This is a genomic window from Microbacterium sp. JZ70 (assembly GCF_053903225.1).
This window is the reverse complement of record NZ_CP096405.1, coordinates 1,865,047-1,888,048: the sequence shown is the minus strand read 5'-3', so window position 1 is coordinate 1,888,048 and position 23,002 is coordinate 1,865,047. Positions and strand designations below refer to the sequence as shown.

The 23,002-nt window shown below is 70.8% G+C and carries 19 protein-coding genes; 4 read left to right on the top strand and 15 right to left on the bottom strand.

The window, feature by feature from the left end; translation table 11 throughout:
• Positions 1-81 precede the first annotated feature (81 nt).
• The 12 genes from M1D46_RS08570 to M1D46_RS08515 form a co-directional block, all read right to left on the bottom strand.
• Positions 82-1,158: an FtsQ-type POTRA domain-containing protein gene (locus M1D46_RS08570; RefSeq protein ID WP_456285296.1), complete on the bottom strand. Its 1,077-nt coding sequence runs from the start codon at positions 1,156-1,158 to the stop codon at positions 82-84.
• 5 nt (positions 1,159-1,163) lie between these two features.
• Positions 1,164-2,573 (bottom strand): UDP-N-acetylmuramate--L-alanine ligase, encoded by a 1,410-nt coding sequence (gene murC, locus M1D46_RS08565; RefSeq protein ID WP_456285295.1) that lies wholly within the window; start codon positions 2,571-2,573, stop codon positions 1,164-1,166.
• Between the two features lie 50 nt (positions 2,574-2,623).
• Positions 2,624-3,709 carry a UDP-N-acetylglucosamine--N-acetylmuramyl-(pentapeptide) pyrophosphoryl-undecaprenol N-acetylglucosamine transferase gene (locus M1D46_RS08560; RefSeq protein ID WP_282979236.1) on the bottom strand — a complete coding sequence of 362 codons (1,086 nt, stop codon included), beginning with the start codon at positions 3,707-3,709 and terminating at the stop codon, positions 2,624-2,626.
• A gap of 157 nt (positions 3,710-3,866) precedes the next feature.
• Complete coding sequence (gene ftsW / locus M1D46_RS08555) at positions 3,867-5,066, bottom strand: putative lipid II flippase FtsW (RefSeq protein ID WP_271173266.1); 1,200 nt, start codon at positions 5,064-5,066, stop codon at positions 3,867-3,869.
• Positions 5,032-6,588 (bottom strand): UDP-N-acetylmuramoyl-L-alanine--D-glutamate ligase, encoded by a 1,557-nt coding sequence (gene murD, locus M1D46_RS08550; protein ID WP_456285294.1) that lies wholly within the window; start codon positions 6,586-6,588, stop codon positions 5,032-5,034. The genes ftsW and murD overlap by 35 nt, the downstream gene beginning before the upstream one ends.
• Positions 6,585-7,697, bottom strand: coding sequence for a phospho-N-acetylmuramoyl-pentapeptide-transferase (mraY, locus tag M1D46_RS08545; RefSeq protein ID WP_271173268.1), 1,113 nt, complete (start codon positions 7,695-7,697; stop codon positions 6,585-6,587). The genes murD and mraY overlap by 4 nt, the downstream gene beginning before the upstream one ends.
• Positions 7,694-9,106 (bottom strand): UDP-N-acetylmuramoyl-tripeptide--D-alanyl-D-alanine ligase, encoded by a 1,413-nt coding sequence (locus tag M1D46_RS08540; protein ID WP_456285293.1) that lies wholly within the window; start codon positions 9,104-9,106, stop codon positions 7,694-7,696. Before M1D46_RS08540 ends, mraY begins: the two co-directional genes overlap by 4 nt.
• Before the next feature lie 28 nt (positions 9,107-9,134).
• The gene (locus M1D46_RS08535; protein ID WP_456285292.1) at positions 9,135-10,925 is read right to left on the bottom strand and encodes a peptidoglycan D,D-transpeptidase FtsI family protein; all 1,791 of its coding nucleotides are present in this window, start codon (positions 10,923-10,925) and stop codon (positions 9,135-9,137) included.
• A 36-nt stretch (positions 10,926-10,961) separates the two neighbouring features.
• Entirely contained in the window at positions 10,962-11,561 is a 600-nt protein-coding gene (locus tag M1D46_RS08530; RefSeq protein ID WP_456285291.1) for a hypothetical protein, read from the bottom strand.
• Positions 11,558-12,511: a 16S rRNA (cytosine(1402)-N(4))-methyltransferase RsmH gene (gene rsmH, locus M1D46_RS08525; RefSeq protein ID WP_324011770.1), complete on the bottom strand. Its 954-nt coding sequence runs from the start codon at positions 12,509-12,511 to the stop codon at positions 11,558-11,560. The genes M1D46_RS08530 and rsmH overlap by 4 nt, the downstream gene beginning before the upstream one ends.
• A 97-nt stretch (positions 12,512-12,608) precedes the next feature.
• A complete protein-coding gene (mraZ, locus tag M1D46_RS08520) occupies positions 12,609-13,040 on the bottom strand; it encodes a division/cell wall cluster transcriptional repressor MraZ (RefSeq protein ID WP_271173273.1) in 432 nt (143 codons plus the stop codon).
• 251 nt (positions 13,041-13,291) lie between these two features.
• Positions 13,292-13,678: a DUF3040 domain-containing protein gene (locus M1D46_RS08515; protein WP_271173274.1), complete on the bottom strand. Its 387-nt coding sequence runs from the start codon at positions 13,676-13,678 to the stop codon at positions 13,292-13,294.
• A gap of 64 nt (positions 13,679-13,742) precedes the next feature.
• Here M1D46_RS08515 and M1D46_RS08510 point away from each other — a divergent pair, with 64 nt between their 5' ends.
• Complete coding sequence (locus M1D46_RS08510) at positions 13,743-14,825, top strand: polyprenyl synthetase family protein (protein WP_456285290.1); 1,083 nt, start codon at positions 13,743-13,745, stop codon at positions 14,823-14,825.
• Position 14,826: 1 nt separating this feature from the next.
• On the opposite strand, the gene M1D46_RS08505 is transcribed toward M1D46_RS08510, so the two are convergent.
• Positions 14,827-15,177, bottom strand: a complete 351-nt coding sequence (locus M1D46_RS08505) for an Rv2175c family DNA-binding protein (protein ID WP_282979129.1) — start codon at positions 15,175-15,177, stop codon at positions 14,827-14,829.
• A 231-nt stretch (positions 15,178-15,408) separates the two neighbouring features.
• Between M1D46_RS08505 and M1D46_RS08500 the strand changes: the two genes are divergently transcribed.
• Together M1D46_RS08500 and pknB are read left to right on the top strand one after the other, a co-directional pair.
• On the top strand, positions 15,409-16,689 hold the full coding sequence (locus M1D46_RS08500) for a LysM peptidoglycan-binding domain-containing protein (RefSeq protein ID WP_456285289.1): 1,281 nt from the start codon (positions 15,409-15,411) through the stop codon (positions 16,687-16,689).
• A gap of 93 nt (positions 16,690-16,782) precedes the next feature.
• A complete protein-coding gene (gene pknB / locus M1D46_RS08495; protein ID WP_456285288.1) occupies positions 16,783-18,756 on the top strand; it encodes a Stk1 family PASTA domain-containing Ser/Thr kinase in 1,974 nt (657 codons plus the stop codon).
• A 167-nt stretch (positions 18,757-18,923) separates the two neighbouring features.
• Here pknB and M1D46_RS08490 read toward each other — a convergent pair whose 3' ends face one another.
• Together M1D46_RS08490 and M1D46_RS08485 are read right to left on the bottom strand one after the other, a co-directional pair.
• Complete coding sequence (locus M1D46_RS08490) at positions 18,924-20,261, bottom strand: class II 3-deoxy-7-phosphoheptulonate synthase (RefSeq protein ID WP_271173279.1); 1,338 nt, start codon at positions 20,259-20,261, stop codon at positions 18,924-18,926.
• Between the two features lie 58 nt (positions 20,262-20,319).
• Entirely contained in the window at positions 20,320-21,003 is a 684-nt protein-coding gene (locus tag M1D46_RS08485) for a lysophospholipid acyltransferase family protein (RefSeq protein ID WP_324011774.1), read from the bottom strand.
• 128 nt (positions 21,004-21,131) lie between these two features.
• On the opposite strand from M1D46_RS08485, the gene M1D46_RS08480 reads away from it, so the two are divergent.
• Positions 21,132-22,961, top strand: a complete 1,830-nt coding sequence (locus tag M1D46_RS08480) for an AMP-dependent synthetase/ligase (protein WP_456285287.1) — start codon at positions 21,132-21,134, stop codon at positions 22,959-22,961.
• Positions 22,962-23,002 lie beyond the last annotated feature (41 nt).

Sequence of the window (23,002 nt, the reverse complement as noted above, 5' to 3'; positions counted from 1 at the left end):
CCCGCCCCCTGCTCGCATGTCTCACTTCGGCACGGATTTCGACGCCCAAAACCGCCCGTCGTGAGACACGGTCCAAGGTTGTCAGCGCACGATGATGGTCCCGGGTGCGGAGACGTCGTAGACGGTCGCCCCCTCGGCCAGGGCGCCCTTGAGCGCTCCCTGGAGTGTCGAGACCTTCTCGGACGTGTCGTCGACGCTCCCCCAGATGACCCGCGGGCCGCCGTCGCCGAGCGTGAGGGTCACGTCCTCGGGCGACGTCGCTCCCGCTCCCGTGACGCGTGCGCGGATGTCCTCCGGCAGGGAGCGGAGCACCTGGCCGACCGCGCGGAACGCGTCAGCACCTGTCCCGCCCTCCACCTGGATGAGGGGCAGCCCAGCCGGTCGCTCCCCCGCCGTGGCGAGCACGACGCCCGCGGCGTCGACCGTCGTGAAGCCGGCCTCCGACTCGACCACGCCGACCGGCGTGCGCTCGACGACGCGGATGACGAGATCGTGCGGTGGGTGCGCCTCGAGGGTGTAGGTCTCGATGAGCGGGAACGCCACGAGCGCGGCCTTCACCGCGCTCGCGTCGACGAGGGGCAGCGGCTTGCCGAGCTGGTCGGCCAGCACCGACTCGACCGCTGCGGCATCGAGCTGCTCGGCACCCTCGATCGAGATCTCCTCGACCGCGAAGAGCGGGCTGTACGCCGCTCCGACGCTCCCGACGACGAGGAGCAGCACCGAGCCGATCCCGATCAGCCACGCGAGTCGGCGCCGCCGCGCGCGCACCGTGAACCGGCGCACCTCCGCGCGGAGGGCCTTCCGGCGTGCGCGCGCCGCGCGCCAGACGCCGCGCCATCCGACCTGGCCGTCGTCCGCGCGGCCCGACACCCGGCCCTTCGCCTCGTCGTCGGCGCCGCGTGCGCCCGGCCGAGACCGCTCCTCCGCACGACCGCCGTCACCCGGCTCGGCTGAACCGCCCGAGCGGATCTGCACGATCGGGGCCGTGTCGACGTGATCGCCGGCCGGTGCGCTCGACGCGCGGTTCTCGGAGACGGGCTCGCCGATGCCGAGCCGCTGCATCGCCGAACGCCGTTCGGCGAGCCGGCGCTCCTCGTCGTGAGCCGACGCGTCCTCCTCCGTGCCGGAGGAGGGTGGGAGGGGTCCCGGTCGCCGCATGGCGCCTAGCCTGCTGCGCGGGCGTCCGAGCTCGCGAGGGAGTCGAGCACCTGCGGGATGATCCGGTACACGTCGCCGCAGCCGAGGGTGATGACGTAGTCGCCCTCGCGGGCCACGGACGCCGTGTAGTCGGCCGCCTGCTGCCAGTCCGCGACGAAGTGCACGCGCGACGGGTCGTCGAACGCGCCGCTCACGAGCTCGCCCGTGACGCCGGGGACCGGATCTTCGCGGGCACCGTACACGTCGAGCACGACGGTGTGATCGGCGAGCTCCTCGAGGACCCTCGCGAATTCGCCCGCCATGAGCTTCGTGCGCGAGTAGGTGTGCGGCTGGTGGAGCGCGATGATCCGCCCCTCGCCCACCACGGTGCGCGCGGCCGACAGTGCGGCGGCGACCTCGGTCGGGTGATGCGCGTAGTCGTCGTACACGCTCACGCCGCGCTCGACGCCGTGCAGCTCGAATCGGCGCACGGTGCCGCCGAACGTCTCGACCGCGCGCACCGCGGGTTCGAGGTCGTATCCGAGCGTGAGGAGGACCGCGACGGCTCCGGCCGCGTTGATCGCGTTGTGGCGGCCGGGCACGCCGAGGCGGCCCGAGACGCGCTCCTCGCCGTGGACGAGCGTGAAGCCGACGGGTCCGTCGGTCTCGATGTCGACGACGCGCACGCCGGCCGACTCGGCCTCGCCGAACGTCACGACGTTCTCGTGGCGCAGTCGCGACGCCACGCGCTGGGCGCCGGGGTCGTCGGACGAGATGACGACGGCCTCGCGCGCCTCGTCGGCGAAGCGCACGAACGCGTCGTCGAAGGCCTCGTGCGAGCCGTAGTGGTCGAGGTGGTCGGCGTCGACGTTGGTGATGAGCGCGACCGATGTGTCGTAGAGGAGGAACGTCCCATCCGACTCGTCGGCCTCGATCACGAAGAGGTCATCGGAGCCGACGCCGCTCGACGCGCCGACCTGCTGGATGACGCCGCCGTTGACGTAGCTCGGGTCGGCGTCGAGCGCGCGCAGGGCGGTCACGATCATGCCCGTCGAGGTCGTCTTGCCGTGCGCGCCCGCGACGGACACGAGGCGACGCCCGCCGATGAGGTAGTGGAGAGCCTGCGAGCGGTGGATGACGGCGAGGCCGCGCTCCTTCGCCGCGAGGAACTCGGGGTTCTCGGGCCAGATCGCGCCCGTGTAGACCACGGTGTCGACGTCGCCGAGGTTCGCGGCGTCGTGGCCGATGTGCACCGTGGCGCCGAGCTCGGCGAGATCGCGCGTGTTCTGGCTCTCCGACCGATCGGAGCCCGAGACGGGGATGCCGGCGGCGAGGAACATGCGGGCGAGGCCCGAGATGCCCGAGCCGCCGATGCCGATGAAGTGCACGGCGCCGATGCGCTCGGGGATGGGGACGGAGAGGTCGGGCTTGATCATGGCCCGTCGAGTCTAAGCCGCGCGCCTGGCATCGGGCTCACGGCGCGCTGTCATGCCCGGGGCCGCTCCGCGAGGGCCCGGTCGAGGTGCGCGATGACGTTCTCGGTCCCGCGACGCGTGCCGGCCCCGTCGGCCGCCGCGGCCATCCGCTCGAGGAGGTCCGAGCGCTGCAGGAGCGGCAGGATGTCGGTGCGCACCTTCTCGGGAGTGAAATCGGCGTCGTCGATGAGGATGGCGGCGCCCGCGTCGACCGCGGATGCCGCGTTGAGGCGCTGCTCGCCGTTGCCCACGGCATACGGCACGTAGACCGCGGGGATGCCGAGCGCGCTGACCTCGCTCACCGTGGAGGCGCCGGAGCGAGACACGATGAGGTCGGCGAGGGCGAACGCGAGGTCCATCCGGTCCACGTAGCGGCGGACCGCGTATCCGGCGACGCCGGGGTCGACCAGGTCGGACTTCTCCCCCGTGACGTGCAGCAGCTGCCATCCGGTGTCGAGGATCTCCTGCCACGACGCGCCGATCGCCTCGTTGAGGCGGCGCGCGCCGAGCGACCCGCCGAAGACGAGCAGGGTGGGCCGGTCGGGGTCGAGGCCGAAGTGCGCTGCGGCCTCCTCGCGCGCGGCAGCCCGGTCGAGGTTCACGATCTCGGGGCGCAGCGGCATGCCCACGACCTCGCCGCGCTTGAGCGGCGTGCCCTCGAATGCGACGCCGACGTGCGCGGCGCCGCGGGCTCCGAGGACGTTCGCGAGACCCGGACGGGCGTTGGCCTCGTGGACGACGTAGGGCACGCCCTCCTTCCGGGCGGCGACGTACGCGGGCGCTGCCGCATAGCCCCCGACGCCGAGGACGACGTCGACACCGCGCTCGCGGATGTGACGGCGCACGTCCGCGACGGCCTTCCGCCACTTCGCCGGGAAGCGGAGCGCGTACCCGTTCGGCCGACGCGGGAAGGGCACCTTGTCGACGACGAGCAGCTCATAGCCGCGCTCCGGCACGAGACGCGACTCGAGCCCCTCGCGCGTGCCGAGGACGAGGACCTCGTCGGACGCGCTGCGGGCGCGGAGCCCGTCGGCGACAGCGAGAAGCGGGTTCACATGGCCGGCGGTCCCGCCGCCGGCGAGGAGGTACGTCGTCACCCCTCGATCCTCCCATGTGCGCAGCGCGCGCCCGGGCACGACCGCACGGACGGGCATGTCCCGAACGTTCACGGAACCCGAACCCGGATGGCGGGCGGGTGGCACGGCGCCGGCCGGATGGCGCGGGTCAGGCACGGCGCCGGCCGGATGGCGCGGGTCAGGCGCGGCGCGCCGGCCGGTCGGGCAGGGTGCGCGCGCAGGCGAGGAGCACACCCGACGCGAGGAGCACCGCGATGAGCGAGGAGCCTCCCGATGACAGGAACGGCAGTGGCACGCCCAGCGCGGGGAAGACCCTCAGCACGACGCCGATGTTGATGAGCGCCTGGCCGATGATCCAGACGCCGAGTGCGCCCGCCACGACGCGCACGAACAGGTCATCGGCGCGGCTCACGATGCGGAACGCGCCCAGCGCGAACACCAGGAACAGCGCGAGAACGGCGATGCAGCCGAGGAGTCCGAGCTCCTCGCCGACGATCGCGAAGATGTAGTCGTCCGCGGCCGCGGGGAGCCAGTCGTACTTCTCCTTGGAGTTGCCGAGGCCGAGCCCGAGGAAGCCGCCGCTCGCGAGTCCCCAGATGCCGTGCAGCGGCTGATAGCACTCGTTGAGGTAGCGGTCGAGGCAGCTCTGGTCGAGCACGCTCATGATGCGCAGCATGCGGTTGGGGCTCGCGATCGCGAACGCCGCTACCGCGGCGACGGCGGCGAGCACGGGGGCGATGAAGAAGCGGAGCTTCACACCCGAGAAGAACAGCGCGCCGAGCACGACGAGCGCGATGACCATGACCGTGCCGAGGTCCTTGCCCGCCATGACCGTTCCCATCGCGAGCACCGCGACCGGGCCGAGCGGGATGAGGACGTGCTTCCACTTCCCGAGGACCGCCTTCTTCCGGTCGAGCATGAAGGCGCACCAGATCGCGAGGCCGAGCTTGATGAACTCCGACGGCTGCACCGACATGAAGCCGAAGTTGAGCCAGTTGCGGTTTCCGCCGTTCTCCATGCCGAGCGGCGTGAACACGAGCAGCTGCAGGAGGATCGCCCCGATGAGCGCGGGCCAAGCCAGCCGCTTGAGCCAGGCCATGGAGAACCGGCTCACGATGAACATGAGCGGGACGCCGACCGCCGCGAAGACCGCGTGCTTCGCCCCGTCGTTGTACGGGTTGTTCTGCGCCTGCATCGACGTCACGGTCGTGGCCGAGAACACCATGAGGATGCCGAAGATCGTCAGCAGCAGCGCCGCGGAGGCGATGAGGAGGAACTCGAGCGGAACCGGCTTGAAGGCCGCGCCGAGCGAGACCCGTGCCGAGAGCGCGCGGCGCTCGGACTCAGCGGCCTTCGGGATCGTCGTCGTGCGGGCCATCCTCGGTCCCCTTCCCCAGACGCTCCCTCACCGCGGCGGCGAAGCGCTCCCCGCGGTCGCCATAGCTGCGGAACTGGTCGAACGACGCCGCCGCCGGTGCCAGGAGCACCGTGTCGCCTGCGACGGCGACCCCTGCGGCGAGCTCCACGACCCGCGCCATGACGTCTTCAGTGTCCGCGTCGTCGACCTCGAAGAGCGGCACCGCCGGCGCGTGTCGCTCGAACGCGTCGCGCACCGCCGAGCGGTCGACGCCGATGACGATCGCGGCGCGCACGCGGGCGCCGTGCTGGGCGACGAGGTCGGAGATGTCGACGCCCTTGAGGAGCCCGCCGACGACCCACACGGCTCCCGGGTACGCCGCGAGCGACGAGGCGGCGGCGTGCGGGTTGGTCGCCTTCGAGTCGTCCACCCACGTCACGCCGTCGGCGACGCCGACGACCTCGATCCGGTGCGGGTCGAGGCGGAACGACGCGAGCGACGAGCGGATGGCCGCAGGCGGCACATCCAGGGAGCGCGCGAGAGCCGACGCGGCGAGGATGTTCGCCACGACGTGCGGCGCGGCGAGCCCGGCCTCCGCGAGGTCGGCCACGGTCGTGAGCTCGAGCGCCGACGTCCGCCGGTCGTCGAGGAACGCGCGGTCGACGAGGATGCCGTCCACGACGCCGAAGTCGCTCGGGCCAGGGACGCCGAGATCGAAGCCGATCGCGCGCGCTCCCTCCACGACATCCGCGTCCTCGACCATCCGCTGCGTCGCCGCGTCCGACTTGTTGTAGACGCACGCGACGCGCGTATTGCGGTACACGACCGCCTTCGCGTCGCGGTACGCCTCGAACGACCCATGCCACTCGAGGTGATCGTCGGCGAGGTTCAGGCACACCGACGCGTGCGGCACGGGAGCGCCCGCCTCCGCGCTGCGGCCGAGGTACCAGAGCTGGTGGCTCGAGAGCTCGACGACGAGCACGTCGAATCCCGCGGGGTCGCGCACGGCGTCGAGCACCGGCACCCCGATGTTGCCGCAGGGCGCGGCGCGCAGCCCGCCCTCGACCATCATCGTGGCCGCGAGTCGCGTGGTCGTCGTCTTGCCGTTCGTGCCCGTGATGAGGACCCAGGCCGCGGGGCTGCCGTCCGGCCGCACCACCTTGTCGCGCACGCGCCATGCGAGCTCGATGTCGCCCCAGAGCGGGACGCCCGCCTCGTCGGCCCACCGGATGACGGGGTGCGACGGCGGGAAGCCGGGTGAGGCGACGACGACCTCGGGAGCGAACGAGACGAGCTCATCGGGGACGACGTCGAGCGGCCCCTCCCACAGGCGCGCGCCGATCACCGGCAGCAGGCGCGCGTACTCCTCCGCCGCGCTCTCCGTGACGACGAGCACCTCGGCGCCCAGCTCGGCCAGGGTGTCGGCGACGGAGAAGCCGGTGACCGAGAGGCCGAGCACCGCGACGCGCAGCCCCTTCCAGTCCGCGTGCCAGCTCGTCAGAGCGTCGAGTCGGGTGGTCGGAGCGTCCTGCTCGTTCGTCATACCTTCGAGAGCCATTCGACGTAGAAGAGGCCGACGCCGCTCACGGCGAGCATGCCGGCGATGATCCAGAACCGCACCACGATCGTCACCTCGGGCCATCCGCGCAGCTCGAAGTGGTGGTGGAGCGGGCTCATGAGGAAGAGGCGCTTGCCCTTGGTGGCCTTGAAGTACAGGCGCTGCAGGATGACCGAGCCCGACGACAGAACGAAGAGGCCGGCGATGAGCACGCCCAGCAGCTCCGTGCGGGTGAGGATGGCGAGCGCCGCGACGACGCCGCCGATCGCCATCGACCCGACGTCGCCCATGAAGACCTTCGCCTTGGGCGCATTCCACCAGAGGAATCCGACGAGCGAGCCCACGAAGGCGGCCGAGACGATGGCGAGGTCGAGCGGATCGCGCGCCTGGTAGCAGGCCTGCAGGTACTCGTCGGCCAGCTGCGTCGTCGAGCACGACTGATTGAACTGCCAGAACGCGATGAGGCTGTACGACCCGACGACGAAGATTCCCGCCCCCGCCGCGAGGCCGTCGAGGCCGTCGGTCAGGTTGACGCTGTTCGAGAAGCCCACGCCGAGAAGCGCGAGCCAGGCGAGGTAGAGCATCCATCCGAGCACGGGGCCGAGCGCCATGAAGGAGAGCACCGAGATGTCGCGGAAGAACGACACGTAGGCGCTGCCCGGCGTGAGGTTGTACGTGTCGGCGAAGTTCAGCGACACGATGCCGAACGGGATGACGACGAGCACCTGGCCGACGATCTTCTTCCAGCCCGACAGCCCCGCGTAGTGCTGCATGCGCACCTTGAGGAAGTCGTCGATGAATCCCACGGCGCCGAAGCCGACCATCATCCAGAGCACGAGCCAGCCGGAGACGGTGGGCGGATTGTAGCCCGTGTACGCGCCGATGAGATAGCCGACGATCGTGCCGACGATGAAGACGACGCCGCCCATCGTGGGCGTGCCGCGCTTCAGCTCGTGCTTGGGCGCGTTGAAGTTCTCGCCGTCGGTGCGGATGACCTGTCCCCAGCCCCAGCGGCGGAACGCTCGGAGGAAGAGGGGCGTGAGGAAGAGCGTGAACGCCAGTGAGATCGCCGCAGCCGTCAGAAGTGATCTCACGAGAACGATTCTCCCAGACGATCGCCGAGGAACCTGAGTCCCGCCGAGTTGGACGACTTCACGAGCACCCGGTCGCCGTCGCGCAGCTCGCCCTGGAGATACGCGAACGCCGCCTCGGCGTCCTCGAAGAAGACCGCCTCGTCGTTCCACGACCCCTCGGCCACGGCCGCGAGATAGAGCGGCCGGGCGTCCTGGCCGACGACGACGATGCGCGGGATGCGCAGGCGCACGGCGAGGAGGCCGATCTTGCTGTGCTCCTCGACGGCGTACTCGCCCAGCTCGCTCATCGCGCCGAGCACCGCGACCATCCGCTCGTCCGGTCCCGTGATCTGCGCGAGCGTGCGCAGCGCGGCCTGCATCGAGTCGGGACTCGCGTTGTAGGCGTCGTTGATGATGCGCACGCGCTCCGATCCCATGACCTGCATGCGCCAGCGCTCGGCGAGCTCGACGGTCTCGAGGCGCGCGATCGCGTCGTCGAGCGAGACCCCGAGCGCGGTCGCCGCGGTCGCGGCGGCGAGGGCGTTCTTGACGTGGTGGCTGCCGAGCACCTGCAGGTGGAGCGGAAGCGCGGTCTCCCCCGCCGAGATCACGGCATCCGTGCCCGACGCCGTGACACGGAGGTCGGAGGCGCGGACGTCGGCGCCCTCGCCCTCCCCGAACCAGAGGAGGCCGAGGCCCCGCTCGCGCGCGATGCCGGCCATGCTGGCGACCCGCGCGTCGTCGATGTTCAGGACGGCCGTGCCGCCGTCGCGGATCGCCGAGACGAGCTCCGACTTGGCCTTCACCGTCGCCTCGATTCCGCCGAATCCGCCCGCGTGGGCCATCCCGACCATGAGCACGACGCCCACGTCGGGCGTCACGAGCCCCGCGAGGCGGGCGATCTGCCCCGATGCGTCGGCGCCGAACTCGCACACGAGGAAGCGGGTGTCATGCGTGACGCGGAGCATCGTGAGCGGGGCGCCGACCGCGTTGTTGAACGAGCCGACGGGCGCGACCGTCTCGCCCTCTGCGCGCAGGATCGTCGCGAGCATGTTCTTGGTCGTCGTCTTGCCGTTCGAGCCGGTGATCCCGACGACCTGGAGGCGGCCAGCGGCGCGCACGCGTGCGACGACCTCGCGAGCGAGCTCGCCGATCGCGACCACGACATCGGACACGACGATCTGCGTGATCGGCTCGTCGACGACGCGCTCGACGAGGGCGAGTGCCGCGCCCTGCTCGAGCGCCTTCCCAACGAAGAGGTGCCCGTCGGTCGCCTCGCCGGGCTTGGCGACGAAGACGCCGCCCTCGCGGATGTTCCGCGAGTCGGTGTCGACGACCCCGTCGACCGTCGTCTCGGGAGTGTCGGCGCCGTGCAGGCGCAGCTCTCCGCCGACGGCGGCAGCGATCTCGGCAAGGGACAAAGCGATCATGGAATGGAGATCCTCCGCGCGGTGCGCGTCATTCGGCGAACTTGGGAAGCGGCTCTTCTGTCGTCTCAGACGGCATCACACGGTAGTTCTTCACGACCTGCGTCATCGCCTTCTGCAGGGCGGGAGCCGTGGCCGCAGACGATGTTACCCGCGTCGGCTCGTCGAGCGTGACCATCACGATGTACTCGGGGTCGTCGGCGGGGACCACCCCGACGATGCTCGTGAAGTAGACGCCGGCCTTGTATCCGCCCTTGCCGTCGCTCTTCTGGGCGGTGCCCGTCTTGATGCCGATGCGGTAGCCGTCGACGGCCACCTGGTCGGCGAGGGTGCCCTGCGTCGCGACGTTCTCGAGCAGGCGGATGGTCGTGTCGGCCGCGTCCTCGCTCACCACGCGCTCGGGGTCGCTCAGCTCGGGCTTCTCGACCTCGCCGTCGGCCGTCGTGCACGACTCCACGATGTGGAGGGGCTCGCGCACGCCGCCGTTGGCGATGGTCTGGTAGGCGTTGACGACCTGCGGCATCGTCGTCGTGAACGCCTGCCCGAACGTCGTGGCGTAGTGGCCCTGCGGGCCCCACTGGTCGGGCGGGTAGATCAGCCCGGACTCCTCCCCGGGGAAGCCGATGTCGGTGGGGGTGCCGACGCCGAACTTCTGCAGGTACTCGTAGCGCGTCTCATCGGGGACGAGCTCGCCGAACTTCGACAGCGCGACGTTCGACGAGTCGATGAGGGCGCCGGTGAGGGTGTAGTTGAACGTGCCGTGCGAGAACGAGTCGCCGACGCGCGCGCCGTTCGGGAAGGTCTCGAACCCCGAGGCGGTCACCGAGCTGGAGGGGGTCACGGCGCCCTGGTCGAGCAGCGTCGCCGCGGTGATGGCCTTGAACGTCGATCCCGGCTCGAACGTGCGGGAGAAGATGCGCGAGTAGCGGTCATCCTCCTTGCTCGCGCCGAAGTCGTTGGGGTCGACCGTGGGGTACTCCGCTGCCGCGCGGACCGCGCCGGTCGCCACCTCGACGACCATGACCGCGCCCGACTGCGCACCCTGGTTCTGGGTCTCCTCCGCGATCATCTGCTGCATGTACCACTGGAGGTCGGCGTCGATCGTGAGCTGCAGCGTGCCGCCGTCGACGGGCGCCTTCGTCGTCTCCGTGCCGGGGATGATGAGCCCGTCCGATCCCTGCTGGTAGTTCAGCGAGCCGTTCTCGGCCTGGAGGCACGCGTTCTGCGCGGACTCGTAGCCCGCGAGGGGCTCGCCGTCGGTGCCGACGAACCCGAGGAGGTTCCCGGCCACGGCGCCGTACGGGTAGGCACGCGACTGCACCGGCTCGAAGTGGATGTACGGCAGGCCGAGAGCGAGGATCTTCCGGTACTGCTCGGTCGACAGCTTCTTGCCGAGCGGCGCGTACTCCGAGTCCGGGTTCGCCGCGATGGCGTCCGAGACGATCTTCTCGATGTCCTCGCCGCTCATCCCGACGATCTCGCCGATCGCGGCGGCGCTCTCCTCCCACGTGACGACGTGCTCCTCGCCGTCCTCGTCCTCGCGCGTGAGGTCCTTCACGTTCTGCGGGTTGAACTGCGCGGCGTACTGCATGGTGCTGCTCGCGAGCACGGCTCCGTTCGCGTCGACGATCGAGCCGCGTGTCCCGTACAGCGTCTGCGTCGAGGCGATGCCGCTGTAGGCCGCGCGGTTGTCGAGGTGCTCCTGCGCGTTGACCACCTGGATGTCGACCAGGCGCACGGCGAAGCCGGCCACGACGACCGCGACGAGGGCTCCGGCGACGGCGGTGCGGCGCCTCGCGCTTCGACGGGCCTTCGCGTGCATCTCGCCTCCTGGTGTCGCGTGCTTCGGCGGGTCGGATCAGTGGGTCGTGGGGCTCGGCAGGCCGTCGGTCACGGCGGGCGGCAGCTGCGGCTGCTCCTCCTGAGCCCTCTCGTCGCTCTTCTCCGTCTGGCTCGAGGGTGCCTCATCCGCCGACTCCTTGGCGGAGCCCGACTGCGTGTCGGCGAGGAACGCGTTGCCGACCGCTCCGCGGCCCGCCGCATCGACGGCCGAGGCGGAGCCCGCCGCGGCGCCGCCGCCGATCACGGCTCCGTCGCTGAGACGCAGGTAGCTGGGCGCCGCGTCGATGACCATGCCGAGCGACGCGGCCTGCTCGGCCAGGTGCTGCGGCGAGCTGAGACCCGCGACCTCGTCGTAGAGCGCCTGCGTCTCGAGCGTCAGCTCGCGCTGCTGCGCGTCGAGCGCCGCGATCTCGAAGGTGCTCTGCGTCGTCATGACCGACAGCGCCATCTGCGCGACCGCGATGAGCACGGCGCCGACCACCGCGACGACGGCGTAGGCCAGCTTCGGACGTCTGCGGCGGGCAGGGGCCTCGACCGGGCGCAGGTCGGGGCGGCGCTTCTCGACGGGCCGCCGGGCGGGCGGCGCGAGCACGGAGCTCTGGGTGGCAAGGCTCATGGCACATCCCTCACTCGTTCGATGGCGCGCAGGCGCACCGGCTTGGCACGGGGGTTCGACTCCGCCTCGGCGTCGCTCGCGAGCTCGGCGCCGCGGACGAGGAGGCGGAACTCGGCGGCGTGCTCGGGCATCTCCATCGGCAGACCGGCCGGCGCCTTCGACTTGACGGCCTCCGCGAACAGCCGCTTGACGAAGCGGTCCTCGAGCGACTGGTACGAGAGCACGACCATCCGTCCGCCCACCGCGAGCGACGCGAGCGCAGCCGGGATCGCCCGCTCGAGCGCTGCGAGCTCGCCGTTCACCTCGATCCGCAGCGCCTGGAAGACGCGCTTCGCGGGGTGCCCGGCGTTCTTGAGCGCCGACGGCGTGGCGTCCTGGAGGATGTCGACCAGCCGTCCCGAGCGCTCGATGGGGGCCTCCGCCCGCGCGGCGATGATCGCGCGGGCGTAGCGCCCGGCGAGCTTCTCCTCGCCGTACCGCTCGAAGATGCGGCGCAGGTCGCCCTCGCCGTACGTCGCGATGACGTCGGCTGCCGTCATGCCGCCCGTCGGATCCATCCGCATGTCGAGGGGAGCGTCCTGCGCGTAGGCGAAGCCGCGCTCGGCCTCGTCGAGCTGGAGCGACGAGACGCCGAGGTCGTAGAGGATGCCGTCGGCGCGGGGGAAGCCGGCGGAGTCGAGCGCCGCCCGGATGCCGTCGTACACCGTGTGGACGAGCGTCGTCCGGTCGGCGAAGCGCGCGAGCCGCTCCCCCGCGATGCGCAGCGCATCAGGGTCGCGGTCGAGGCCGACGAGGCGGATCCCCGGGAAGCGCTCGAGGAACGCCTCCGAGTGGCCGCCCATGCCGAGGGTGCCATCGACGTACACGGCGCCGTCGCGCTCGAGCGCGGGGCCGAGCAGCTCGACGCAGCGCTCCAGCAGCACCGGGGTGTGGATGTCGCGGATGCCCATGTCGTCTCCCTCATCCGTCCCCGGCTCTGATTCCCAACCGCTCGACCTGCCGCCGGGGAAGTGGCTTCAGGGCTGCGGGTGGGGATCACAACCGGGGTCAGAACAGTCCGGGGATCACCTCCTCCTCCAGTTCGGAGTAGCTCTCTTCATTGCTCTCGAGGTACGCGTTCCATGCGCCCGCGTCCCAGATCTCGGCGTGCGACCCGACGCCCGTGACGACGAGCTCCTTCTCCAGGCCCGCGTAGGTCCGCAGGTGGGACGGGATGGTGATCCGGTTCTGACCGTCGGGGGTCTCGGCACTCGCACCGGACAGGAACATGCGCATGAAATCGCGCGCCTGCTTGTTCGTGAGCGGAGCCTCGCGGATCCGCTCGTGCACCCGCTCGAACTCCGCCGTGCTGAACACGTACAGGCAGCGCTCCTGTCCGCGCGTCACGACGATCCCGCCGGCGAGCTCCTCGCGGAACTTCGCGGGGAGGATGACGCGGCCCTTGTCGTCGAGCTTGGGGGTATGCGTGCCCAACAGCATCGGCCATCACACCCCCCTTCGTTCCGGCCAACTCAGGTGCGCCCCACTTTACTCCACTTCCCTCCACTGTCCAGGGAGATCTGCGCATTATCAGGAATGCGGCGCGTCGGCGTGCCGCGTGATCTCAAGGGAGAACGCGGTGGAGGAGAGTGGAGGCCAAGTGGTGGGCCGGTGGAGCGGATGACGATCGCCGGGCACAGAAAAAGCGCCGACCCGAAGGTCGGCGCTTCTCGTGTGGAGGACGGTGGGGCTCAGCGGCCCTGCTGGCGGCGGTCCCATCGATCGTTCATGCGGTCCATGAAGGAGGCACCCTGCATCGGCTTGCCGGGCACGGTGCCCGTGCGCGGGAGACCCTGCGCGTCGTCGCCCTTCGCCGGCGTCGTGGCGAGCACGACCCCGCCGACCATCGCGGCGAAGCCCGCGACCCCGAGTCCTATGCCGAGAGCCAGGATGCTGTTCCACAGGGCGATGCCCGCGATCACGGCGGCGAGGCCGACGAGCACGAGGATGGCCCCGTAGATGAGATTGCGATAGCTGAGCGCACGGCTCGCCGAAGCGCTCACGACGTCGGCGTCGTTCTGCATGAGATGGCGTTCCATCTCGTCCAGCAGGCGCTGCTCCTGTTCGGAGAGTGGCATGGTGTCCCCCTCGGGTGAAACTGACGATCATTCTATCGCCGCGTGTCCTCACTAGGCTAGGCCTGTGGCGCCTCCTCTCCCCCTGATCGAGACGATCTCCCAGCGACTGGAGAGCTTCTCGACAGTGCAGCACCAGGCCGCTCGCGAGCACGGCCCCGAGGCCGAGGGATTCGTCGCCAGCGCGACGGCCGCGCTCGTCGGCGGGAAGCGCCTCCGCGGGCGGTTCTGCGCGACGGGATGGCGCGCGGTGCGCGGGGCGGACGCCGCCCTCCCGAGCAGCGTCGTCGATGCGTGCGCGGCGCTCGAGGTGTTCCAGGCCGCCGCGCTCGTGCACGACGACCTCATCGACAACTCCGACACGCGCCGGGGGCGGCCCTCCGCCCACCGCGCCCTCGAGTCGTGGCACCGCGACGCCGGCTGGGCCGGCGATGCGGCCGCCTTCGGGCGATCCGGCTCGGTCCTGCTGGGAGACCTGCTCCTGTCATGGAGCGCCGATCTCTTCGACGCCGCGCTGGAGGGGCTCGACACGACCCCTGGCCGCGCACGATCCGAGTACGCGCGGATGCGCCGAGAGGTGATGATCGGGCAGTTCCTCGATGTCGCCGAGGAATCGGCCTGGCCGCGCACACCCGACGCGCAGCACGCCGATCGCGCCCTCCGCATCGCCTCCCTGAAGTCGGCCCGATACAGCGTGCAGCAGCCCCTCGTCATCGGTGCGGCCCTCGCGGGCGGCTCGGACGCGCAGCTCGCGGCGCTCGCGGCCTTCGGCCATCCGCTCGGGCTCGCGTTCCAGCTGCGCGATGACGTGCTCGGCGTGTTCGGCGACGCGGACGAGACCGGCAAGCCCGCCGGCGACGACCTCCGCGAGGGGAAGCGCACCCTGCTCATCGCGTACGCGCGCGAGCGCGCGACCGCGGACATCCGCGCGCGGATCGACGCGCTCGTCGGCGACCCCGATCTCGGCGACGCCGAGATCGCCTTCCTCCGCGAGCAGATCGTCGGCAGCGGAGCCCTCGAGCGCGTCGAGGAGCGCATCGCCGCGTACGCCGACGACGCCGTCGCCGCCCTGGCATCCGCGCCCATCGACGCCGATGCGGTCGTCGAGCTGCGTCAGCTGCTCGACGCGGCCACCCAGCGCACCGCGTGAGTCACGCGAGCGTCTGAGCGACCCGGCGCACCTCGCTCTTGCGCCCCGCGAGCAGCGCCGTGATCGGCGCGACGCCGATCGTGTCATCCGTCGTGAGCAGCCAGTCGATCGCCTCGTCGTCGCTGAAGCCGGCGTCCGCGAGGACGATCACGGTGCCCCGGAGCGAGGACAGCGGATGGCCGTCCACGATGAAGACGGAGGGCACCTTGAGCGGCCCCTCGCGCCGCGAGCCGATGAGCGCGCGCTCATCGAGCAGCCGGCGGATGCGCCCCTGCGGCTCGCCGAGGATCTCGACGAGCTCGGGAATGGTCAGCCAGTCGGTGGGAACGGTCGAGGAGGTCTCCGCAGTCACGTCATCAGTTTCTCATCCCTCGACGGGGGACGCCGCTCGGGCGGCACCGCGGCACAAATCACATCAGTCACATCCGTCCCGTTGACACCCCGGGCACCAGGGGTCACTTCCGGTGACACCAATTGACTTCGTAACACTTCCGTGACAACGTTTCTCGAGTCCGATCGTTGGGGGTTCAACGTGCATCGACCGACTCCGCGCCGCAGGCGCGACCTGTTCACCACCGTTCCCATGGCTGTCACCGGCGCCATCGCCGTGACCCTGGGAGCTCCTGCCGCTGCCGTCGCCGCGGAGCCGAAGCCGCGGGACGGCATGCGCCATCTGCCGTCGGCGTTCGGCCACGTGCAGGGCAGCCTCGCGGTCGCCGCCGGCACGGCGCCGAAGCAGCCGATGGCCGCCGCCGCGCAGATCACGGTGCGCGCTGCCGCCGCTGTCGCGACGAGCTACACGGTCGAGTCGGGAGACACGATCACCGGGATCGCCATCCGCCACGGCCTGCGCACCGTCGACCTGCTGACGTGGAACGGCCTCAGCTGGTCGAGCACGATCTACCCGGGCCAGAAGCTCACGCTGGCCGCGCGCGCCGCGGCGCCTGCGCAGACCGAGGCGAAGCCCTCGATCGAGGCGTCCGCCACGACGAAGAGCCACACGGTCGCGGCGGGCGACACGGTCTGGTCGATCGCGCAGAAGCACGGCACGTCGGTCGACCGCATCATCTCGCTCAACAAGCTCGGCGCGGACGCGATGATCTTCCCCGGGCAGAAGCTCCTTGTCGCGAGCAACGCCGTCGCGCCCCAGGCCGAGGCGAAGCAGCAGGAGTCGGCGCCCGAGGCACCCCAGGCGCCCGCCGTCCCCGAATCCCCCGCCGACGAGACCTACATCGTCCAGGCCGGCGACACCCTCTGGAGCATCGCGCAGGAGCACGGTGTGAGCGTGAGCGAGCTCCTCGCGGAGAACGGTCTCAACGGGTCGAGCATCATCTACCCCGGGCAGAAGATCGTCATCCCGCGCGCCGACGCGAAGCCGGCGCCGCAGGGCGAGGAGAAGAAGGAGGAGTCCGCTCCCCCGTCGATCTACGACTCGCCGCAGGATCAGCTCACCTCGTCGCTCAACGCGCCGCAGACAGAGAACGCGCAGATGATCATCCGCATCGGACGCGAGCTCGGCATCCCGGACAAGGGCATCGCGATCGCGCTGGCGACCGCGATGGTCGAGTCCTCGCTGCGCAACGTCAGCTGGGGCGACCGCGACTCGCTGGGCCTGTTCCAGCAGCGCCCGAGCACGGGCTGGGGCACCGAGGAGCAGATCCTCGACCGCGACTACTCCATCCGGGTCTTCTACGGCGGCGCGGGCGACCCGAACGGGCACACGACGCGCGGCCTGCGCGACATCCCCGGCTGGGAGAGCATGGAGTTCGGCGAGGCGGCCCAGACCGTCCAGATCTCGGCGTTCCCCGACCGGTACCGCCGCTGGGAGCAGCAGGCCTACACCTGGCTGGCCCAGCTCGGCTGATCCGCGCGGAGGCGCGGGATCGTCATCGACCTGTGACCGGCGCCGGGCGCGCCGGTCACAGGCGTCTCAGGGGCCCTTTCGTAGAATTCAACGGTGTCCATGAGTCAGCAGGTCGATCCCCTCATCGGGCGGCTTGTCGACGACAGATACCGGGTCCGCGCCCGCATCGCGCGCGGTGGGATGGCCACGGTCTACGTGGCCACGGACCTCCGCCTTGAGCGCCGCGTCGCGCTCAAGGTGATGCACAGCCACCTGAGCGACGACAGCGTCTTCCAGAGCCGCTTCATCCAGGAGGCGCGCACCGCGGCCCGCCTGTCCGACCCGCACGTGGTCAACGTCTTCGACCAGGGCCAGGACGGCGAGCTCGCGTACCTCGTGATGGAGTACCTCCCGGGGATCACGCTGCGCGAGCTGCTCAAGGAGCAGCGCCGGCTCACGGTGACGCAGACGATCACGATCATGGACGCCGTGCTCGCCGGGCTGTCCGCCGCGCATCGCGCGGGGCTCATCCACCGCGACGTCAAGCCCGAGAACGTGCTCCTCGCGGAGGACGGCCGCATCAAGATCGGCGACTTCGGCCTGGCGCGCGCGACGTCCGCGAACACCGCGACCGGCCAGCAGCTTCTGGGCACGATCGCCTATCTCGCTCCCGAGCTCGTGACGCGCGGGACCGCCGACACCCGCAGCGACATCTACGCCCTCGGCATCATGCTGTACGAGATGCTCGCAGGCGAGCAGCCGTACAAGGGCGAGCAGCCCATGCAGATCGCGTACCAGCACGCGACGGAGTCGGTGCCGCGACCGAGCGTGAAGAACCCCGGCGTGCCCGAGCAGCTCGACGAGCTCGTGCTGTGGGCGACCGAGAAGGAGCCGGACGAGCGTCCGTCCGACGCGCAGCAGATGCTCGAACGGCTGCGCGAGATCGAGCGCGAGCTCGGCGTCACTCCCCTGCCGACGCGCACGGCCGCGGCCAGCAGGTTCCCCGAGGAGCTTCCCGACGAGGGCGAGCAGACGGGCGGCCAGACGAAGGTCATGCCCGAGGCGGCGACCTCGGTGCTCCCGCCGTCGCTGACGAGCACGGGCCCGCAGGAAGACGCCGACAACGCCGCGGTCCTCCGCCGACGGGCGAAGCGCCGACGCGCGCGCGGCGTGTGGCTGATCGTGCTGACGCTCCTGCTCGCGGGAGGCGCGGCGGGCGCCGGATGGTGGTGGGGCTCGGGTCCGGGATCGTACGTCGCCGTTCCGGATCTCGACGGGCTCACCTACGCCGAGGCGGAGAGCACGCTCGCGGGGCTCGAGCTCGACGCGCAGGAGCGCACGGAGAACACGCTCGACGTGCCCGCCGGCGAGGTCATCCGCACCGACCCCTCGGAGGGCGCGCGCGTCGACAGGGACACGGTCGTCACGGTGGTGACGTCGGCGGGCCCCGCCAGCGCCGAGCTGGGCCAGCTCGCGGGTCTCAGCGCCGACGAGGTGCGCGGACTGCTCGAGGACAGTCGGATCTCGGTGGCCGAGGACGACGTGCCGCTCTTCGCCGAGGAGGCGGAGGGGACGGTCCTCGGGGTGAGCATCACTCCGGCGGCCGGGGGCGACCCGGTCGACTGCGCCGCCGGCTGCTCGGTGCACCAGGGCGACGCGGCGCAGCTGACCGTCTCCCTCGGAGACCTGCCCAACGTCGTCGGGATGAGCTCAGAGGAGGCCGCGGCGACCCTCGACGCCGTCGGCGTGAAGACCGAGGTCGTGTCACAGGAGTACCACGACACGGTGCCCGAAGGGCACGTGATCTACTTCCTCGAGCGGTCCGAGCCGGGCAGCTGGCGCCCCGGCGACACGGTGCGTCTCGTCACCTCGCTCGGCCCGCAGCTGTTCGAGGTTCCTGACGTCGTCGGCATGACGCGCGACGAGGCGAAGGCCGAGCTCGAGGCCGCCGGCTTCGCCTACTCGTACAACGGACTGTGGGATGCCGTGGTCGACGAGTTCACCGAGGTCGTGTCGATGAGCCCCGAGGGCGGCTCGCAGCAGCGTGCCGGCACGACGATCACGCTGACGATCACCGGCTCGTTCTAGCCCCGCGCGTTCGTTCCCCCGCGCCATCCGCCGTCACCGGAATCGGATGCACGCGCCTGGTGTGCGCGTGTCGACCCCACCCGCACACACCCGCCCCACCGATCCGATTCCCGGAACCGGTGCGGCACCATCCGCCGTCACTCGAATGGGGGCCGATGCCGCGCAGGTCAGCGCTTCTCGAGCTCCTCGGCCACGAGGAAGGCGAGCTCGAGCGACTGCATGTGGTTGAGGCGCGGGTCGCACAGGGACTCGTAGCGGGTCGCGAGGGTCGCCTCGTCGATCTGCTCGGATCCGCCGAGGCACTCGGTGACGTCGTCGCCCGTGAGCTCGACGTGGATGCCGCCCGGGAACGTGCCCGCCGCGCGGTGCGCCTCGAAGAAGCCGCGGACCTCGTCGACGACGTCGTCGAAGCGACGCGTCTTGTAGCCGGTCGGGGTCGTGATGCCGTTGCCGTGCATCGGGTCGGTGACCCAGAGCGGCTGCGCGCCGGAGGCCTTGACGGCCTCGAGCAGCGGGGGCAGCGCGTCGCGGATCTTGCCGGCGCCCATCCGGGTGATGAAGGTGAGGCGACCGGGCTCCCGCTCGGGGTCGAGCTTGTCGATGAGCGCGAGCGCGGTGTCGGTCGACGTCGTCGGACCGAGCTTGACGCCGATGGGGTTGCGGATGTGCGAGAAGTACTCGACGTGCGCGCCGTCGAGCTCGCGCGTGCGCTCGCCGATCCACTGGAAGTGGCTCGACGTGTTGTAGATCTCCCCCGTGCGCGAGTCGATGCGCGTGAGCGGACGCTCGTAGTCCATGAGCAGGCCCTCGTGCCCCGTGTAGAACTCGACGCGGCGCAGCTCGTCGAAGTCCGCGCCGCACGCGTCCATGAAGCGGATGGCGCGGTCGATCTCGGCGGCGAGACGCTCGTATCGCTTGTTGGCGGGGTTCTCCGCGAAGCCCTTGTTCCACGAGTGCACCTCGCGGAGGTCGGCGAAGCCGCCCTGCGTGAACGCGCGGATGAGGTTCAGCGTCGAAGCCGACGTGTGGTACGCCTGCAGGAGGCGCTGGGGGTCGGCCTCACGCGACGCCGCGGTGAAGTCGTAGCCGTTGACGATCTCGCCGCGGAACGCGGGGAGGGTGATGTCGCCGCGCGTCTCGGTGTCGCTCGAGCGGGGCTTGGCGAACTGGCCGGCCATCCGCCCCATCTTGACGACGGGCATCGAGGCGCCGTACGTGAGGACGACGGCCATCTGCAGCACGGTCTTGACCCGGTTGCGGATCTTGTCGGCCGTGGCACCCGCGAACGTCTCGGCGCAGTCGCCGCCCTGGAGGAGGAACGCGCGGCCCGCGGCCGCGTCGGCCAGCCGCGCCTTGAGGGTGTCGACCTCGCCGGCGAAGACGAGCGGCGGGAGGGTGCTGAGCTCGGCGGCGACCTCGGCGACCGCCGCCGCGTCGGGATACACCGGCTGCTGCTTGATCGGCAGGGACTTCCAGGCGTCGAGTGCATCCAGCGTTCGGGGCATTGTCCGATGTTATCGCGGGACGGCGGCCCCTCCGTTCACGGCGGATGGCCGGCGGATGTCAGCTGGCGGCGAGGCGGTTCTTGACCGTCGACGCGTACTCATCGCTGTACTCCTGGCCGCCGAGCCGCTGAAGCGCGACCATGATCTCGTCGGTCACGGAGCGCAGCACGTAGCGGTCGCCCTCCATGCCCGCGTAGCGGGAGAAGTCGAGCGGCTCGCCGATCACGACGCCCACGCGCATGACGCGCGGCAGGGTCTGCCCGATCGGCATCATCGTGCCGGTGTCGACCATGATGACGGGGATGACCGGCACCTTCGCCTCGAGCGCCATCCGCGCGATGCCCGTGCGGCCCCGGTAGAGCTTGCCGTCGGGGCTGCGCGTGCCCTCGGGGTAGATGCCGAGCAGGTCGCCTCGGCCGATGACCTGGAGAGCCGTGTTGAGCGCCGCCTCCGAGGCGGGCCCGCCCGAGCGGTCGAGGGCGATCTGCCCTGTGCCCTTCATGAACCACTTCGTGGCCCAGCCCTTGAGGCCGCGCCCCGTGAAGTACTCCGCCTTCGCGAGGAAGGACACGGGACGGTCGAGCATGAGGGGAAGGAAGACCGAGTCGATGACCGACAGGTGGTTGCTCGCGAGGATGGCCGCGCCCGTCGTCGGGACGTTCTCGCGTCCGGTGACCCACGGGCGGTAGATGGCCTTCACGATCGGACCGACGAAGACGTACTTCATGAGCCAGTAGAACAAGGTCAACTCCCACTGTCGGAATCGGTCGCCTGGAAGTCTAGCCTTGTAGGAACCGTGCACGCGCGAGGGTCGGGCGCATGCCCCGGCATATACTCGCAGCATCCGCAGCCGGTACCGAAGGAGATGCCGTGATCGAGACATCGACGCCCGCAATCGTCCCCGCCGATCCGTCGGCGAACGTCGCCGACCTCCTCGTCGAGCGGGTGTCGGAGACCCCCGATCGGGCGCTGTTCGCGATCCCTGACGGCTCAGGCGGATGGCGCGACGTCTCGGCCCGCACGTTCCACGAGCAGGTGGTCGCCCTCGCGAAGGGCTTCGTCGCCGCGGGCGTGCAGCCCGGCGACAAGGTCGCCTTCCTCGCGCGCACGACCTACGAGTGGTCGGTCGTGGACTTCGCTCTCTTCTTCGCGGGCGCCGTCATGGTGCCGGTCTACGAGACGAGCTCGCCCGCCCAGATCCAATGGATCCTCTCCGACTCGGGTGCGACCGCCCTCATGGTCGAGAGCGCCGACCATGCAGCGCGCTTCGAGGAGGTCCGCGGCGAGCTCCCGCTCGTGCGCGAGCTGTGGCGGATGGATCAGGACGCCATCGCGACGCTCACCGTCGCGGGCGCGTCCGTCGAGGATGCCGAGATCGAGCGGCGACGTCAGCTCGCGAACGGCGACGACATCGCCACCCTCATCTACACGTCAGGGTCGACCGGGCGCCCCAAGGGATGCGTGATCACGCACGCGAACTTCGTCGAGCTCTGCCGCAACTCGGCGAAGGCGATGACCGAGATCGTGCACCAGCCCGGCGCCTCGACGGTGCTCTTCATCACGACCGCGCACGTGTTCGCCCGGTTCATCTCGCTGCTGTGCGTCCACTCGGGTGTCAAGACCGGACACCAGCCCGACACGAAGCAGCTCGTCGCGGCGCTCGGCTCCTTCAAGCCGACGTTCCTCCTCGCGGTGCCCCGCGTCTTCGAGAAGGTCTACAACTCGGCCGAGCAGAAGACCGAGTCCGAGGGCAAGGGCCGGATCTTCCGCGCCGCGGCGAAGGTCGCCGTCGAGCACTCCCGTCGCGTGCAGGACGGCGAGAAGATCGGGCTCGGGCTGCGCGTGCAGTTCGCGCTCTTCGACCGCCTCGTCTACGCGAAGCTCCGCGCGCTCATGGGCGGGAACGTCCGCTACGCGATCTCCGGCTCGGCGCCCCTCGGCGCCCGACTCGGGCACTTCTTCCACAGCCTCGGCATCACCATCCTCGAGGGGTACGGCCTCACCGAGACGACCGCTCCGGCGACCGTGAACCTCCCGTCCAAGTCGAAGATCGGCTCGGTCGGCCCTGCGCTCCCCGGCGTCGGCGTGCGCATCGCGGACGACGGCGAGGTGCAGGTGCGCGGGATCAACGTCTTCCGCGAGTACTGGCGGAACCCCGAGGCGACCGAGGCCGCCTTCGACGGCGAGTGGTTCCGCACCGGCGACATCGGCGCGCTCGACGACGACGGCTACCTCACGATCACGGGGCGCAAGAAGGAGATCATCGTGACCGCGGGCGGCAAGAACGTCGCCCCGGCCGCACTCGAGGACCCGATCCGCGCGAACCCGATCGTCAGCCAGGTCGTCGTGGTGGGCGACCAGAAGCCGTTCATCGCGGCGCTCGTCACGCTCGACCCCGAGATGCTGCCGGCCTGGCTCGCGACGCACGGCGAGTCGTCCGACCTCACGCTCGAGCAGGCGGCGCAGAATGCGACGGTGCGCGCCGAGATCCAGCGGGCGATCGACGAGGCGAACACGCGCGTCTCTCGCGCCGAGTCCATCCGCAAGTTCACCGTGCTCGGCACGGAGTGGACGGAGGCGACCGGCCATCTGACGCCCAAGATGTCGATCAAGCGCGCGGAGATCCTGCGCGACTTCGCGAAGGACATCGAGGCGATCTACGAGGCGCCCATCCAGACGACGAACATCCCGATGGGGTGAGCAGGCATGAGTGAGGGGGACGGCCGGCGGCCGTCCCCCTC

Excerpts from the sequence above, each read along its gene's own strand:
- M1D46_RS08570 (WP_456285296.1), bottom strand. The coding sequence starts at position 1,158 with ATGCGGCGACCGGGACCCCTCCCACCCTCCTCCGGCACGGAGGAGGAC.
- murC (WP_456285295.1), bottom strand. The coding sequence starts at position 2,573 with ATGATCAAGCCCGACCTCTCCGTCCCCATCCCCGAGCGCATCGGCGCC.
- ftsW (WP_271173266.1), bottom strand. The coding sequence starts at position 5,066 with ATGGCCCGCACGACGACGATCCCGAAGGCCGCTGAGTCCGAGCGCCGC.
- murD (WP_456285294.1), bottom strand. The coding sequence starts at position 6,588 with ATGACGAACGAGCAGGACGCTCCGACCACCCGACTCGACGCTCTGACG.
- M1D46_RS08540 (WP_456285293.1), bottom strand. The coding sequence starts at position 9,106 with ATGATCGCTTTGTCCCTTGCCGAGATCGCTGCCGCCGTCGGCGGAGAG.
- M1D46_RS08535 (WP_456285292.1), bottom strand. The coding sequence starts at position 10,925 with ATGCACGCGAAGGCCCGTCGAAGCGCGAGGCGCCGCACCGCCGTCGCC.
- M1D46_RS08530 (WP_456285291.1), bottom strand. The coding sequence starts at position 11,561 with ATGAGCCTTGCCACCCAGAGCTCCGTGCTCGCGCCGCCCGCCCGGCGG.
- rsmH (WP_324011770.1), bottom strand. The coding sequence starts at position 12,511 with ATGGGCATCCGCGACATCCACACCCCGGTGCTGCTGGAGCGCTGCGTC.
- mraZ (WP_271173273.1), bottom strand. The coding sequence starts at position 13,040 with ATGCTGTTGGGCACGCATACCCCCAAGCTCGACGACAAGGGCCGCGTC.
- M1D46_RS08515 (WP_271173274.1), bottom strand. The coding sequence starts at position 13,678 with ATGCCACTCTCCGAACAGGAGCAGCGCCTGCTGGACGAGATGGAACGC.
- M1D46_RS08500 (WP_456285289.1), top strand. The coding sequence starts at position 15,409 with ATGGCTGTCACCGGCGCCATCGCCGTGACCCTGGGAGCTCCTGCCGCT.
- M1D46_RS08490 (WP_271173279.1), bottom strand. The coding sequence starts at position 20,261 with ATGCCCCGAACGCTGGATGCACTCGACGCCTGGAAGTCCCTGCCGATC.